The sequence below is a fragment of the Planotetraspora sp. A-T 1434 genome (genome assembly GCF_025420585.1).
Taxonomy (GTDB): Bacteria; Actinomycetota; Actinomycetes; order Streptosporangiales; family Streptosporangiaceae; genus JAOEGB01.
In genome coordinates, this window is the sequence record NZ_JAOEGB010000002.1 from 387,760 (window position 1) to 402,650 (window position 14,891).

Annotated in this window: 11 protein-coding genes and 1 pseudogene; 7 read left to right on the forward strand and 5 right to left on the reverse strand. The window is 70.9% G+C overall.

Annotated features, from left to right (window positions below):
- Positions 1 to 5: 5 nt before the first annotated feature.
- Positions 6 to 854 (forward strand): PmoA family protein, encoded by an 849-nt coding sequence (locus N5079_RS05110; protein WP_261582249.1) that lies wholly within the window; start codon positions 6 to 8, stop codon positions 852 to 854.
- 53 nt (positions 855 to 907) lie between these two features.
- Here N5079_RS05110 and N5079_RS05115 read toward each other — a convergent pair whose 3' ends face one another.
- Complete coding sequence (locus N5079_RS05115; RefSeq protein ID WP_261582250.1) at positions 908 to 1,357, reverse strand: type II toxin-antitoxin system VapC family toxin; 450 nt, start codon at positions 1,355 to 1,357, stop codon at positions 908 to 910.
- Positions 1,354 to 1,596 (reverse strand): type II toxin-antitoxin system VapB family antitoxin, encoded by a 243-nt coding sequence (locus tag N5079_RS05120; protein ID WP_261582252.1) that lies wholly within the window; start codon positions 1,594 to 1,596, stop codon positions 1,354 to 1,356. The genes N5079_RS05115 and N5079_RS05120 overlap by 4 nt, the downstream gene beginning before the upstream one ends.
- A 601-nt stretch (positions 1,597 to 2,197) precedes the next feature.
- On the opposite strand from N5079_RS05120, the gene N5079_RS05125 reads away from it, so the two are divergent.
- The 3 genes from N5079_RS05125 to N5079_RS05135 all read left to right on the forward strand — a co-directional run bounded on the left by N5079_RS05125 (position 2,198) and on the right by N5079_RS05135 (position 7,001).
- Complete coding sequence (locus tag N5079_RS05125; RefSeq protein ID WP_261582253.1) at positions 2,198 to 4,882, forward strand: chitinase C-terminal domain-containing protein; 2,685 nt, start codon at positions 2,198 to 2,200, stop codon at positions 4,880 to 4,882.
- Positions 4,883 to 5,142: 260 nt separating this feature from the next.
- Positions 5,143 to 5,967 carry a copper resistance protein CopC gene (locus tag N5079_RS05130; protein WP_261582254.1) on the forward strand — a complete coding sequence of 275 codons (825 nt, stop codon included), beginning with the start codon at positions 5,143 to 5,145 and terminating at the stop codon, positions 5,965 to 5,967.
- Entirely contained in the window at positions 5,964 to 7,001 is a 1,038-nt protein-coding gene (locus N5079_RS05135) for a copper resistance D family protein (RefSeq protein ID WP_261582255.1), read from the forward strand. Before N5079_RS05130 ends, N5079_RS05135 begins: the two co-directional genes overlap by 4 nt.
- A 153-nt stretch (positions 7,002 to 7,154) precedes the next feature.
- On the opposite strand, the pseudogene N5079_RS35465 reads toward N5079_RS05135, so the two are convergent.
- Positions 7,155 to 7,295 (reverse strand): annotated as a pseudogene (locus tag N5079_RS35465) (hypothetical protein); the annotation flags it as partial.
- Positions 7,296 to 7,360: 65 nt separating this feature from the next.
- On the opposite strand from N5079_RS35465, the gene N5079_RS05140 reads away from it, so the two are divergent.
- Entirely contained in the window at positions 7,361 to 8,548 is a 1,188-nt protein-coding gene (locus N5079_RS05140) for an FAD-dependent oxidoreductase (RefSeq protein WP_261582256.1), read from the forward strand.
- 86 nt (positions 8,549 to 8,634) lie between these two features.
- Here the strand turns inward: N5079_RS05140 and N5079_RS05145 are convergent, their stop codons facing one another.
- On the reverse strand, positions 8,635 to 9,915 hold the full coding sequence (locus N5079_RS05145; protein WP_261582258.1) for a hypothetical protein: 1,281 nt from the start codon (positions 9,913 to 9,915) through the stop codon (positions 8,635 to 8,637).
- 315 nt (positions 9,916 to 10,230) lie between these two features.
- Positions 10,231 to 11,067, reverse strand: coding sequence for an SAM-dependent methyltransferase (locus N5079_RS05150; RefSeq protein WP_261582260.1), 837 nt, complete (start codon positions 11,065 to 11,067; stop codon positions 10,231 to 10,233).
- A 186-nt stretch (positions 11,068 to 11,253) separates the two neighbouring features.
- Here N5079_RS05150 and N5079_RS05155 point away from each other — a divergent pair, with 186 nt between their 5' ends.
- Together N5079_RS05155 and N5079_RS05160 are read left to right on the forward strand one after the other, a co-directional pair.
- The gene (locus tag N5079_RS05155) at positions 11,254 to 14,019 is read left to right on the forward strand and encodes an alpha/beta fold hydrolase (protein WP_261582261.1); all 2,766 of its coding nucleotides are present in this window, start codon (positions 11,254 to 11,256) and stop codon (positions 14,017 to 14,019) included.
- Complete coding sequence (locus tag N5079_RS05160) at positions 14,016 to 14,882, forward strand: ABC transporter permease (protein ID WP_261582262.1); 867 nt, start codon at positions 14,016 to 14,018, stop codon at positions 14,880 to 14,882. The genes N5079_RS05155 and N5079_RS05160 overlap by 4 nt, the downstream gene beginning before the upstream one ends.
- Positions 14,883 to 14,891: the final 9 nt, after the last annotated feature.

The window sequence follows — 14,891 nt, forward strand, 5'->3', positions numbered from 1 at the left end:
GCCCGGTGGGATCGGTGAAGAAGCTCGTCGTTGAGGAACGCGGCGTGGAGATCCTCCACTACGTCTACGAACCGGACATGCCGATCTACGAGTCGCCCAAGCCGTACCTGCATCCGATGCGGACCCTCGCGGGTGACGTGGTGACGGCCTACCGGCCGCACGACCACCTGTGGCACAAGGGCCTCCAGATGACCGTCTCCAACCTCTCGGGGCAGAACTTCTGGGGCGGCGGCACTTATGTGCGCGAGGAGGAGACCTACGTCGATCTGCCGAACAACGGGACGATGCGGCACGAGGGCTTCCCCGAGCCCGGCGTGGAGCGGCTGACCTGGCACACCCAGGCGGGCGACCACTGGGTCGACGAGGTCCGCACGCTGGAGATCCGCGACGTCGAGGACGACTCGTGGGCCCTCGACCTCACCACCGCCATGACGAACACACGGGGCGAGGACCTGGTCTTCGGCAGCCCGACGACGAACGGCCGGCCGATGGCGGGCTACTGCGGCCTGTTCTGGCGCGGCCCCCGCTCGTTCGAGCACGGCGAGGTCATCGCGGAGACCGGAGACGGCCCGGAGATGATGGGCCGCCAGGCGCGGTGGCTGGCCTACGCCGGCGGACACGACGAGGTGGACCGCTCCTCGACGCTGCTGTTCATCAGCGCGCAACCGGCGAAGTGGTTCGTCAGAACCACCCCGTTCGCGGCGGTGAACCCGTCGATCGCCTTCGACGAGGAGGTGCGGCTGGCGCCGGGCGACACGCTGAGTCTGGCCTACCGCGTCGTGGTCGCGGACGGCCGGTGGAGCCGCGACCGCCTGGAGTCCTACGTCAACGACCACCGCCTCCCCAGGCCGTGATCATGCACAGGTTCCCCGGCTCCCATCGCCACCTGCGCACTCTCCGGCAGTGATCATGCACCCCGGCCTTCACGGCGAAGCGGGTTCCGCGTAGTCAATGCGGGAAATCTGCTGAAGTCGCGGTCCATCGTCCACAGCTCGCGGACACCATGGGAAAGGCAGAGACCCGCGATACGGGCGTCGTGCACCAGTGGCCCCGTGACCTTCCCCTCGACGAGGACGTTCCTGAGGGCCGGCCAGTATCCAGCTCCCTCGCCAAGGGTCACCAGCGAGGGAGACGCCAGCCATGCCTCGATCTGGCGCAGCGCCTGGTCGGTGGTGCTCGGCGGGGCATAGATGCGTGGATGTGTGACGATCGAGAAGAACTCGTGCAGACACGCCCACGGAATCGCCCATGGGGCACGGCTCTCCGCCAGTTCCCTGACCCGCCTTGCGGCGTCGGCATGGAATTCGCTGTCCTGGCGATGAGCGTAGACCAGGATGTTCGTGTCCACGGCGATCACAGGCGATCTCCGTACGCGAGGGCGCGCACGTCGTCCCACGACGCCGTGTTCACCGCGGCCTGCAAGCCGTCACCCGGAACCGAGGCGTCCTCCAGAAGGAAGTCGACTCTGGGGACCCTGCGAGACAGCACCGCGCGGAGACCCTCCTCGATCAGCGACTTCAGCGTGGTCCCCTCGGCGTGGGCGACCTGGCGTGCCTCCTGAAGAAGGCTGTCGGCGATGTCGACCGTGGTCTTCATATTGGTCACCATACCCATGAACCCATACTCCCATATCCATCACCGACGGTGCTCAGATAATCACAGAGCAGTGATATCGACGCGGTCCGGACGCGGGTCGCCGCCTCCTGCTCGGGAGCGGCTGGGCTGACCTGGTCCTGATCGACGACCGGGACGACTGCTTCGTCGTCGGCGAGGCCAAGTAGCCCAGCTTCGGCTCGACATTGCCGACAGGCACCCCAGGGCCGCTTGTCTTACCTGGCTCTGCATGCGAACGCGTACGCCAACACCAGATCCTCCGCAGTGGCCGCGGCGCGCGCCGCTCGGCCCCACCCGCCGGACCGGCTCCGCCAGCGCCACCGGGGAAGCGGCGGGAGCGGCCACGGCCACCTACCTAGCGGTTGTTCGTGAGCAGTGCTCGGATCTTAGTCCGCGCCTTGATCCGGGCACAAGAGACGAGCGTGCGGGGGTCAAGCGTTCCTTAAGGCGCCCTTAACAAATAACTATCAGGAAAGTTTCTTAAAAGAAGGCATTGACGCGCCAGTTCACACAGGCTTAGTTTCCGAGCAATCCCCTGGGGTGGGGGTCGTAACACTGGCACGTCGCCTATCGGAGGTGGCCTGTGCGCTTGCGCGCGGCATCAGCGGGAGCAGCCTCGCTCGCTCTCATGGCCGGGATATTCACCGGCAGCATCGCCGTCATCGGCGGAGTCGGCGGCATCGGTGGCGTCGCCAGCGCGGCGGTGGACAACGAGACCTGCCGCCCCGACGGCCTCTACCGGACGCCGGGCGTGGACGTCCCCTACTGCCTGGCCTATGACACGGGCGGCCGGGAGAAGAACGGCTCCGACCACCCCCGGCGCATCATCGGCTACTTCACCGGATGGCGCGACGGCGCCAACGGGCAGACGCGCTACCTGGTCAACAACATCCCCTGGGGCAAGGTCACCCACATCAACTACGCGTTCGGCCATGTCGGGCCGGACAACAAGCTCTCCGTCGGCTCGAACACCGCGGCCAACGCCGCCATCGGTGAGACCTGGCCGGGCGTCGCCGGGGCGGAGATGGACCCGGCCTACAGCTACAAGGGCCACTTCAACCTGCTCAACAAGTTCAAGAAGCAGTACCCGAACACGAAGACGCTGATCAGCGTCGGCGGCTGGGCCGAGACCGGCGGCTACTTCGACGACAGCGGCAACCGCCAGGCCAGCGGCGGGTTCTACTCCATGACCGTCAACTCCGACGGCTCGGTGAACCAGACCGGGATCAACACCTTCGCCGACTCGGCCGTCTCGTTCATCCGGACGTACGGCTTCAACGGCGTGGACATCGACTACGAGTACCCGACGTCGATGAACGACGCGGGCAACCCGCTCGACTGGAACACCGCCAACGCCAAGCGCGCGAGCCTGATGAAGGGCTACGTCGCCCTGATGAAGACGCTGCGCCAGAAGCTCGACACGGCCTCGGCCGCCGACGGCAAGTACTACCTGCTGTCGATCGCCGCGCCGTCCTCCGGCTACCTGCTGCGCGGCATGGAGACCACGCAGGTCACGCAGTACCTCGACTACGTCAACATCATGTCGTACGACCTGCACGGCGCCTGGAACAAGTTCGTCGGCCCCAACGCCTCGCTGTACGACGACGGCAAGGACGCCGAGCTGGCCGCCGCCGGTGTCTACACGACCTCGCAGTACGGCGGGATCGGCTACCTGAACACCGACTGGGCGTACCACTACTTCCGCGGCGCGATGCAGCCCGGCCGGATCAACATCGGCCTGCCGTACTACACGCGCGGCTTCAAGAACGTCACGGGCGGCACGAACGGCCTGTGGGGTACGGCTGCCGCCACGACATGCCCGGCCGGAGCAGGGTTGACGAGCTGCGGCGACGGAGCGGTCGGCATCGACAACCTGTGGCACGACCTGGACACGGCCGGCAAGGAGGCCCCCGCCGGGTCCAACCCGATGTGGCACGCCAAGAACCTCCAGCAGGGCATCCTCGGCGACTACCTGTCCTCATACGGCATCACGGACACGTCGCTGACCGGCGCCTACACCCGCTACTACAACTCGACCCTCGTCGCCCCCTGGCTGTGGAACTCCACCAAGAAGGTGTTCCTGTCCACCGAGGACGACCAGTCGGTCGGCGCCAAGGCCGACTACGTGGTGTCCAAGGGCCTCGGCGGCGCGATGGTCTGGGAGCTCGCCGGCGACTACGACTGGAACGCCGCCAAGGGCCAGTACGAGCCCGGGTCCACGCTGACCACGGTCATGTACGACAAGTTCAAGACGGCCTCGGCGTACGGGAACACCCGGGCGACCACGACGATCCCGGCGCAGAAGCTGGACATCTCGGTCGACTTCCGGGAGTTCGCCCTCGGCGACAACAACTACCCGATCAATCCGAAGATCCACATCACGAACAACTCGTCGGTGACCCTGCCGGGCGGCACGGAGTTCCAGTTCGACTACGCGAACTCCGCTCCGGGCAACGCGGCCGACCAGTCGGGATTCGGGTCCGTCGTGATCCGCAAGGACCACACCGCGGCCAACAACATCGGCGGGCTCCAGGGCGACTACAACCGGGTGTCCCTGAAGCTGCCGAGCTGGCAGACGCTCGCCCCCGGCGCCTCCGTCGACGTGGCCTTCGTCTACTACCTGCCGGTCTCAACCCCGTCGAACTGGACGGTGACGTTCGGCGGCCAGACGTACGGACTCCTCCAGGACTACGCCCGCGGCGGCACGACCTCGTCGCCCTCCCCGTCGGCCTCCCCGAGCGCGTCGCCGAGCGCGTCGCCGTCGCCCTCCCCCACGAGATCCTGTACGGCCTCCGCCTGGTCGTCCACTGCCGTCTACGTCGGCGGCGACCTGGCCTCCTACAACGGCCACACCTGGAAGGCCAAGTGGTGGACCCAGGGCGAAACGCCGGGGAGCGCGGACGTGTGGGCCGACCAGGGAGCCTGCGCGGGCGGCAGCCCCTCCCCCACACCCACGCCCACACCCACGCCCACCCCGACGCCCACCCCGACGCCCACCCCGACGCCGACGCCGACCAAGAGCCCGACGCCCACACCCACGCCCACACCCACGCCCACACCCACACCCACGCCCACTCCGACCCGGACTCCGACGCCGAGCCCCACGCCCAGCCCGACCGGCGCCTACCCGGCCTGGGCCGCGGGGACCAGCTACGCGGTGGGGGCCAAGGTCAGCTACGGCGGGTCGAACTACCAGTGCCTCCAGGCGCACACGGCCATCACGGGCTGGGAACCGCCCAACGTGCCGGCCCTCTGGAAGAAGATCTGACCCCGCCGAAGACGTGCTCGGCGGCAGGCGCGACACGCCCTCGCCGCCGGGCATAGCCTCCGGGCCGCGTGAGACCGGTGACGCTCGCGCGGCCCGGAGTCCCAACCGGTGCCCGGCGATCCCCACAAGGGATCGCCGGGCACCGCTCGTCAGGGGTCTGGAGGGGCCCGTCGCGGGCTTGCCGGGGGCCGGGAATCGGCCGGGGGCGATCAGTGGGACCATGTCTGGGTCAGCGGGTCCCCAACCGGGAGGCAAGGCAGTTGTTCGAGGTCGCGCGGGCCGGATCGTCCCGGCCAGGGGGTCACCTGCACCGCCCGGGGGTGTCATTCCTCGCCCACCGTTCCGGAGGCGCGCCCCGGCGCACCCCGGCCACACGGCTTCCCCATCGCGCGCCGTGGACCACCGGCCTGATCACGAGACCGCTCAGCGTCCTCGGGCGGGCGCTCGGCAGGACAGTTCGGCCGCTCGCGCGGACCCTTGTCGTGCTGCTGCTCGCCTGTGCGCCGCTGCTGTTCCTGACCACGCCGGCGCGGGCCCACAACGTCCTGATCGCCAGCGACCCTGAGAACAGCGCGCGGCTCTCGGCCATGCCGGCCAGGGTGACGCTCACCTTCGACCAGGCCGTCCGCCGTGACTTCGCCAGGATCGCGGTGACCGGTCCCGACGGAGCCCGCTACGAGCAGGGGGACGTCTGGGTGAGCGGTGACAGCGTCTTCATCGGTGTGCGCGGCTCCGGGCCCTCGGGCGCCTACGTGATCGGCTACCGCATCGTCTCCAACGACGGCCACCCGGTCACCGGCACCATCGGCTTCACCGTCACGGGCGCCGGCGGCCAGGGGGGGACGGGTCCCGCCCCTGACCCGAAGCCGGGCACGACAGCGGCCATCGGGAAGCCGGCGTCTCTGGAGATTCCCGGGTCGAGCGGCGGCTGGGTCTGGGGCTTGCTGATCGCCACCGCGGCGCTGCTCGCCCTGGCCGCCCTCGTGCTCGTACGGCACGACCGCCGCGCCCTCGCGTATCTAGACGACGCCCCCCACACGGCGGGGGGCTCATCGGGCGAGCCCGGCCTCAGGAGCGGCGCGTGACGGCGACGGCGGAGCGCGGGCAGGCGCCGGCCGGCATCTCCGAGGCGTCGCGGACCCGGATTCCGGTCGCGGGAGTCGTCGCGGCGGGGCTCCTGGCCGTCGTCATCGCGACGTGGCTGACCCTCCCCGCCCCCGCGCCGGGGATTCCGATGCCGGGACGGCTCGTCGAATACGGCCTGCCCGTCGCCCGTGTGATCCTCGACCTGGCCGCGATGGCCACCGTCGGCCTGAGCCTGCTGCCCAAGCTCCTCGGCTTCGACACGCCGGAGCGGACGGAGCGGGTGGCCGCGAAGGCCAGGCACTGGGCCGTGTTGACGGCCCTCATCTGGTGCGCCGCAGCGCTGCTCTCCGCCGTGCTGAGCGCTGCCGAGCTCGAACCGGGCGGGCTGCCGGACGTCGCCTCCTACGTCGAGCGGATCGGCTCCGGTCAGGGCATCATCGTGAGCGCCTCCTGCGCCCTGGCGAGCTCGGCCGTGGGCATGCTCGCCGTGCGGTTCGGCGAGAAGGTCCCCGCCGAGCTGCGGGTGCTCATCGCCGGGTTCGGCCTGCTGCCGCTCCCGGTCACCGGCCACGCCTCGAACTGGTACTGGCACGACTTCAGCATGGTCTCGATGGAGCTGCACGTCATCGGCGCGTCGGCGTGGACCGGCGGCCTGGTCGCGCTGGCCGTGCTGCTCCCCCGCCACCGCGACCTGCTGGCGCTCGCCCTGCCGCGCTTCTCGAAGCTGGCCACGGTCGCGCTGCTCGTCGTCGGCCTGTCGGGAGTCTTCAACGGCCTCATCGAGCTGCTGCTCGCCCCCGGGCAGACCTTCCCCCTGTCGCTGGCGACCACCCGGTACGGCTGGTTCGTGCTGGCCAAGACACTGCTCACCGGGGTGATCGCGGTGCTCGGCGCCAACATCCGCTGGCGCCTGATGCCGTCGATAGCCCGTCAGGCCCCCACCGCGTTCGCCGCGTGGGCGGCGTTCGAGCTGACCGTGATGGGCCTGGCGTACGGCGTGGCCGTCGCGCTCACCAGGGCGCCGGTCATCTGACGTACCCGGCGCGCGGACAGTCCGGACAGCGGACGGCCAACGGCGGACGGCCAACGGCGGACGGCCAACGGCGGACGGAGCATCGCGCGAAAGTGGAGATCTCCTCCGGGTCGTCCACGATCGCCCCCTGCGTCCGGGCGACCTGCGCGCCGAAACGGCGCGGAGCCGCTCGGCCGCCGCCTCGTTGGTGATGGCCGAGCGGAACAGCACGATCAGGACCTCATCGGCGAGCCCGCCCTCCCACCGCTCGATGAAGTGCCGCATCAGCGTCTCACCCGCCTCTTCGCGGGGCATGGTGCTCAGGTCGGGCAGACGCAGGTCGATGTCGGACGCCCCTCTCGTAGGCCTAGGAGGCCGAAATGGCCGAACGGAACCGACTTCCCAGCACGGCCGATGTCCTGATAGTGGGCGCCGGGCCGGTCGGCCTGACGCTGGCCGCCTCGCTGGTCGCCGAGGGCGTGGACGTGGTGCTCCTCGACAAGCAGGCCGAGGGCGCCAACACCTCACGCGCGGCGGTGGTGCACGCGCGCACGCTGGAGGTCCTGCGCGACCTCGGCGTCACCGACGAGTTGGTCCGCCACGGCGTGGTCGTGCCGCGCTTCACCGTCCGCGATCGGGACCGGACGCTCATGTCGATCGACTTCACCGAACTGCCGACCGACTACCCCTTCACGCTCATGGTCCCGCAGAACGTCACCGAGAAGGTGCTGCTGGACCGGTTGCACGCCCTCGGCGGTCAGGTGCACCGCCCGCACGAGGTGACGGCCGTGGCGCAGGACGCCGGCGGGGTCACCGTCACCACGGCGACCGGAGAGACCGTGAGCGCGGCGTACGTCGTGGGCACCGACGGAATGCACAGCACGGTCCGGGAGCAGACGGGGATCGGCTTCACCGGGGACACCTACGCGGAGTCGTTCGTGCTGGCCGACGTGCACCTGGACTGGGACCTGCCCGGCGACGAGGTCGTTCTGTTCTTCGCGCCGGCCGGTCTGGCCGTCGTGGCGCCGCTGCCCGGGGGACGGCACCGCGTCGTCGCCACGACGGACGAGGCGCCAGATCATCCCGGCCGCGACGACGTCCAGGCGATCCTGGACGCCCGGGGCCCGGGAGAGCGGCCCGCCCAGGTCCGGGACGTGGTGTGGAGCTCGCGCTTCCGGGTGCATCACCGGCTCGCCGACCACTACCGGGCCGGGCGTCTCCTCCTCGCCGGGGACTCCGCGCACGTGCACAGCCCCGCCGGAGGGCAGGGCATGAACACCGGCATCCAGGACGCCGTCGCCCTCGCCGCCCGGCTGACGGCGGTCGTGCGCGACGGCGCCCCCGAGACGGAGCTCGACCGCTACGAGGCGGAGCGGCGGCCCGTCGCGGCCGAGGTGGTGGCCCTCACGCATCGGATGACCCGCCTCGCCACGCTGGGCCGCGGCCCGCTGCAGAAGGTGCGCAACGCGGTGTTGCGCACGCTCGACTGGCTCCCCGTCGTGGAGCGGACCGTGGCGATGACCCTCTCCGAGCTCATGACGGACCCCGAGCGGCGCGCCCGGAGGTGAGCCCAGCGAAGCTGGCTCGCGACCTCACCGGGGCATCTCGCGACCTCACGGAGATATCGCGGCTCAGCGGGAGATGTCGTGCGGCGTCATCGCTCTCCGGCCGGGGCCGAGGGCGCGGTGGCCACGGCAGGGGACTCCGCAGCGGCGACGGGAACGACGGCTGGGGGCTCCGCGGCGGCAGCGGGCGCGACGGCGATTGTCCCGAGGACGTCCGCAGGCGCATAGGCCGGCGCGTCGGCGCCCGAGAGGTGATATCTCCCGACGAACCACTCGACGGCGAGCCAGACGGCCGCCAGCGCGGCGGCGGTCACCGGCCACGTTCCCATCGCGAACGGCGGAGCCTCCAGCACCCGGTCCTGTACGGCGAGCCCGCCGTACACGGCGGTCGTCACGATGGCGGCTCCGAGGACCGGCCGGATGTACGGCACACGCACGAAGAAGGCGAGGTCCACGCAGATCCCGGCGAGCACGAAGAAGAACGGGATCGCCGACGGCGGGAAGCCGCCTCCGACGAGCAGCGGCCACACGAGGCAGCGGTAGGCGACGTAGCCGGCCGTGATCCCGGTGGCCGTCCAGCGCGCCCCGACCATCAGCCGGGCGAAGACCAGCACGGCCATGCCGATCACGCCCGCGTAGACCGGGTACACGTAGTCCGGCACCGGCAGCGAGAACTTAAGGATCATGGCGTGGTCCACGGGCCGGCCCATCTGGGCCGCCGCGAACCGGAGCAGGCTCGGCTCGGCGTACGGCTGGCCCCGGTCCCAGGAGGCCAGCTCCAGCACGCCGTACTCCTGGTGCTGGGCGGGGAAGTGCACGTTCTCCAGGAAGAACGCGAAGAGGGCGCCGAGCACCAGCGTCCGCCGCCGCTCCGGAACCGCGCCGGACGTCCCCGCGCCGAGATACCACCCCCGGATCACCCCGGCGATCATCAGCGCGGTGCCGATGAACAGCAGCGCGTGCGAGGGGCTCCAGGCGGTGATGTCGAGCCCGTTGACCCGGTGGTTGATCAGGTCGAGCGGGATCGCGATGAGGAAGATCCCGGTGCCCCACTGGATCAGCCGGGAGGCCGTGCGGTCGACGCCGTAGCCGGTGTACCAGTGGACGAGGGCCAGGCCGACGGCGATCGCCGTACCGACGGAGTTGAGCAGGTGCGGCGGGGCGAGGTCGTCGCGCAGCCACCGGAAGTGCCACGAGACGTCCCATGTGGACCCGAGCACCTTCAGGACGAACGCCGCGAGCCAGCCGAGGTAGAGGACCCGGAAGAGATCGGCCGGGGTCTCCCTTCCCGCCTCTCCACGGGTCCAGTAAGGAAGGGCCCATCCGAGGATGCGAGCGGGCGCGTGCCTGAGCGTCGTTCCTGTCGTCACGCGCGAAATGATGCCGGTCCGCAGGTTGCGGGCGCAATCAGGGATTACCCGGATGCGTTGTCACGATTCCGCACGGCGGCCCGGCCGCTTATCCTATCCGCGCCTTCGCGTCAGGTGGAGCCGGCCGAGCAATCGGCCTGGAGCCGATCGCGTACGGCAACGGCACGGTGACGGTGCGCCCGCGCGACAAGGAGGCCCGGGCGGGGCGGGAGGCCGTGCAGGCCTGTCTCGCGCCCACGGTTCCGGCGAGTCCCCGGCCGGCGCGCGTGCCGGCCGGGTTCGCATGATTCGCCGGACACGGCCTGAAACCAGGGCTCAGGGTTTGCGGCCGAGGCCGCAGAAGCCCGCGACCTCGGGGGGCTCATCCCAGGGGGTGGCTTCGGGCCGCCATCGTGACATCGAGACCAGGCCGGGCTCCAGCAGCTCCAGGCCATCGAAGAATCGGCGGATCTCGTGCCTGGTGCGGGCCGTGATCGGGACCGCCGCGTTGTCGTTCCAGTCTTGGTGGACCTCGACGTTGGCCTGAACGGTGGCCTGGTCGCCGATGTCGTAGGTCGCGTGGGTGAGCGCGAGGTAGCTGCCGGAGGGCACGGCGTCCAGGAGCCGGGTGACGATCTGGCGCACCTCGGTGAAATCGCTGACGAAATGCAGGATCCCCAGCAGCATGATGGCGACCGGCTTGCTGAAGTCCAGCGTCTTGGCGGCGGCGCTGAGAATCTCATCGGGTTCGCGCAGGTCGGCTTCGATGTAGTCGGTGACGCCGGGCGGGGTGCTGGTGAGCAGGGCGTGGGCGTGGAGCAGGACCAGAGGGTCGTTGTCCACGTAGACGACGCGGGATTCGGGGGCGACGCGCTGGGCTACCTCGTGGGTGTTGTCCATTGTCGGCAGGCCGGTGCCGATGTCCAGGAACTGCCGGATGCCCGCCTCTCCGGCGAGGTAGCGGACAGCGCGGCCCAGGAAGGCCCGATCGGTGCGGGCGATGTCGACGATCTGCGGGAATATCTCCCGGTACCGGTCAGCGGCCTGGCGGTCGACGAGGTAATTATCCTTGCCGCCGAGAAGGTGGTTCCAGACTCTGGCGCTGTGCGGCACGGTGGTGTCGATCTTGAGTGGCGACTCGTCCGGTAGCCGGGGGGAATCGTGGTCCGTCACGAGGCTCGTCTCCTGCTGCGGCATGTGGGGATGTGAGCCCATCTTGATCGATCCCGGTCAGATCACAAGGGCGATGCCGTTTCCTGCCATCTGATCGGGGGAAAAGGTCCGCCCGGATCGGCCATTCCCGACGATCCGCGCCTCCTCCTCAGCGATCTCTCAGGGTCGGCTCAGTAGCATCACGACATGACGTTTCCAGGTGGGCGGCGGGCCCTGGTCGTGGCGGTCGCGCTGGTCATCCTGGTGGCGGGCGGCCTGACGTGGGCATTGTGGCCGTCCGGCGCGCCCGCGAAGGGCCAGGACGTCGCCATTCCGGTCGTGGACGGCCCCGCCGGCGATCAGCATGTGACCATCGACGCGACGTTCTTCCCGCCGGCCTCCGGAGGCAAGGCCCCCGCGGTGCTGCTGGCGCACGGCTTCGGCGGCAGCAAGGAGAGCGTCCGCGCCCAGGCGGAACGGCTGGCCGATCAGGGCTACGCGGTGCTCACCTGGTCGGCTCGCGGGTTCGGCCGCTCCACCGGCGAGATCGCGCTCAACTCCCCCGACTACGAGGTCAAGGACGTCCGTCAGCTCGTCGACTGGCTGGCGAAGCGGCCGGAGGTGCGTCTCGACGCCGGCGGAGACCCTCGCGTGGGCATCACGGGCGGCTCGTACGGCGGAGCCATCGCGCTGATGGCGGCGGCCTACGACAGCCGGATCGACGCGATCGCCCCCATGGTGACCTGGTACGACCTGGCCGACGCCCTCTTCCCGGACGCGACCGGCAGGGGTCCGGTCAACGGCGTCTTCAAGAAGATGTGGGCGGGGATCTTCTTCAGCACGGGCAACGGCCCCCTGTCCCCCGGTCTGTCCCCCGGCGGCGGGCTCACCTCAGGAGGCCTCGGCAGCACAGGACCGGGCAGCACAGCCGGCGGCGCGGGCAACGGACCGTTCTCATCCGGCGGAGGGCGTGGGGACATGCCGCCGGCCGCCCAGCCGATGACGGCGCAGCAGGTCAGGTGCGGGCGGTTCCTCCCCGCGATCTGTGACATGTACCAGACCGTGGCGGAGACCGGGCGGGCCACTCCGGCCGCCGTCGAGCTGCTCCGCAGGTCCAGCCCGGTCTCGGTGCAGGGGAAGATCCGCATTCCCACACTCCTCGTCCAGGGTCAGCGTGACTCCCTGTTCCCCCTCGGCCAGGCGGACGCCAACGCCCGGGCGATCGCGGCGACCGGCGCTCCCGTCGAGGTGGCCTGGATCAACGGCGGGCACGACGGCGGCGACAGCGAGCCGGACTGGGCCGGTGACCGCGTCTCGGACTGGTTCGACCGCTGGCTCAAGAAGAAGGCGGACGCCCCCGGCGCCGGGGGCGCGGCTGCTGGGAGTGCCGACGTGGCGGGTGCGGCTTCCGGAGGTGCCGCTTCCGGAGGTGCGGACGCGGGGGGTGCGGGTGCGGCGGCCTTCACGGTCAGCCGAGACGGCGGGCGTGACCCGGGCACCCGGCGTCCCGTGATCGTGCACGCCACCGGGGGCGGCTATCCCGGCCTGTCCGGCAGCGCCCGCACCACGGTGGCGGTCGCCGGACCGGACCAGCAGGTCGCGAACCCGCCCGGCGGATCGCCCGCCGCGATCTCGTCCGTGCCCGGATTCGGCGGCCTGCTGAGCGGCGTGGGCGGCAACGTCGGGGTGGCCCTGGACATCCCCGGGCAGGCCGCCGCGTTCGAATCAGCGCCGCTGCCCAGATCCACGCAGGTCACCGGCAGTCCCACGGTCCAGATCCGCGTGTACGGCACGGGCGAGGCGACGCTGTTCGCCAAGCTCTACGACTCGTCCGGCGGGGCGCTGGCGGTGCTGCCGTCGAGCCTGGTGGCGCCGTTGCGCGTGACCGCGACGGAGGCGGGCACGCCGGTCACCGTGACGCTGCCCGCCATCGACAGGCGCTTCGACGCCGGGCACCGGCTGCGGCTCGTGGTGTCGACCACCGACCTCGGGTACGCCACTCCGGCCGCCCCCGCCGTCTACCGGATCGGGCTCGCCTCTCCGGGGCTGACGCTGCCCGCCGACCCGGCGCTGGACGCCCCGGCCACCGGCCCGGCCTGGTGGACGTGGGCCATGCCGCTCGCCGCCATCGTGATCGCCGCCGCGCTGCTGCTGGCCGGCCGTACGCGGCTGGCCGAGCGGGGCGACCGGGGCAATCGGGGCGAAAGCCGTACGGAGACGGAGCCGGGGCACGATGACGTGCCGCTGGTGATCACCGGGCTGGGCAAGCGCTACAGCAACGGCGAGAAGGCCGTGGACGGCCTGTCGTTCCGGGTGGAGAAGGGCCAGGTGCTCGGGCTGCTCGGGCCCAACGGCGCCGGCAAGACCACCACCATGCGGATGCTGATGGGCCTGATCCTCCCCGACGAGGGGGAGATCCGCATCTTCGGGCACCCCGTGGTGCCGGGCGCGCCCGTGCTGTCGCGACTGGGGTCGTTCGTCGAGGGGCCGGGGTTCCTGCCGCACCTGACCGGCCGGGCCAACCTGGAGCTGTACTGGCAGGCGACCGGGCGGCCGGCCGGGGACGCGCACCTGGAGGAGGCCCTGGAGATCGCCGGGCTGGGCGGCGCCCTCGACCGCGCGGTTCGCACCTACTCCCAGGGGATGCGGCAGCGGCTCGCCATCGCCCAGGCCATGCTCGGCCTGCCGGATCTGCTCGTGCTCGACGAGCCGACGAACGGGCTCGACCCGCCGCAGATCGCGGAGATGCGCCGGGTGCTCAAGGCGTACGCGGCGCGCGGGCGGACGGTGATCATCTCCAGCCACCTGCTCGGCGAGGTCGAGCAGACCTGCAGCCACGTGGTGGTCATGCACCGCGGGAGGCTGGTGTCCGCGGGACCGGTGGGCGACCTGCTCGGCGCGACGACCTCCGGCAACGGCTCCGGCCCCCGGCTTGAGGACGTCTTCCTCGACCTGATCGGAGAAAGCCGTTGACCCCCGCGACGAAGACGACCGGCGCGGCCGCCGGATACGCCCCCGGGCGGACGCTGCCGCTGCGCGTCGAGATCGTCCGCCAGTTCCGGCGGCGGCGAACGATCGCCATGTTCGGCCTGCTGCTGGCGCTGCCGTGGATCCTCGTGGTGGCGTTCCAGTTCGGGCCGCAGTCGGGCAACCAGCAGAACGCCCTGCGTCTGTCGGACCTCGCCACCGAAGGCGGGCTGAACTTCGCCGCGTTCGCGCTGTCGGTGTCGGCGAGCTTCCTGCTCGTCGTGGCCGTGGCGCTGTTCTGCGGCGACACGGTGGCGAGTGAGGCCAGCTGGTCGTCGCTCCGCTATCTGCTGGCCGCCCCGGTGCCCCGTGACCGGCTGCTGCGGCAGAAGCTGATCGTCGCGCTCGGATACTCGGCCGCCGCCGTGACCGTGCTGCCGGTCATGGCCCTGGTGGCGGGCACGCTGGCGTTCGGCTGGCACGACATCCGCGTGCCCGGCACCGGTGAGGTCATCGCCGCCGCCGACGTGCTGCCGAAGTTCGGCATCGTCATCGCGTACGCCCTGGTGAGCCAGCTAGTGGTCGCGTCGCTGGCCTTCCTGCTGTCGGTCAGCACGGACTCGCCGCTGGGCGCCGTCGGCGGGGCCGTGGGCCTGGTCATCGTGAGCAGCATCCTCCAGGCGGTCGAGGCGCTCGGCTCGATCCGGGAGTTCCTGCCCACGTTCTGGAACACGGCCTGGCTGGACGCGCTGGCCCCGCGGCCCGACTACAGCGGGATGGTGAAGGGCGTCGCGCTGTCGGTGACGTACTCGGCGATCCTCATCGCGCTCGCCTTCCGGCGCTTCCGCCGCAAGGACGTGGTCTCCTGAAGCACCGGT

Excerpts from the sequence above, each read along its gene's own strand:
- N5079_RS05120 (WP_261582252.1), bottom strand. The coding sequence starts at position 1,596 with ATGAAGACCACGGTCGACATCGCCGACAGCCTTCTTCAGGAGGCACGC.
- N5079_RS05155 (WP_261582261.1), top strand. The coding sequence starts at position 11,254 with ATGACGTTTCCAGGTGGGCGGCGGGCCCTGGTCGTGGCGGTCGCGCTG.
- N5079_RS05140 (WP_261582256.1), top strand. The coding sequence starts at position 7,361 with ATGGCCGAACGGAACCGACTTCCCAGCACGGCCGATGTCCTGATAGTG.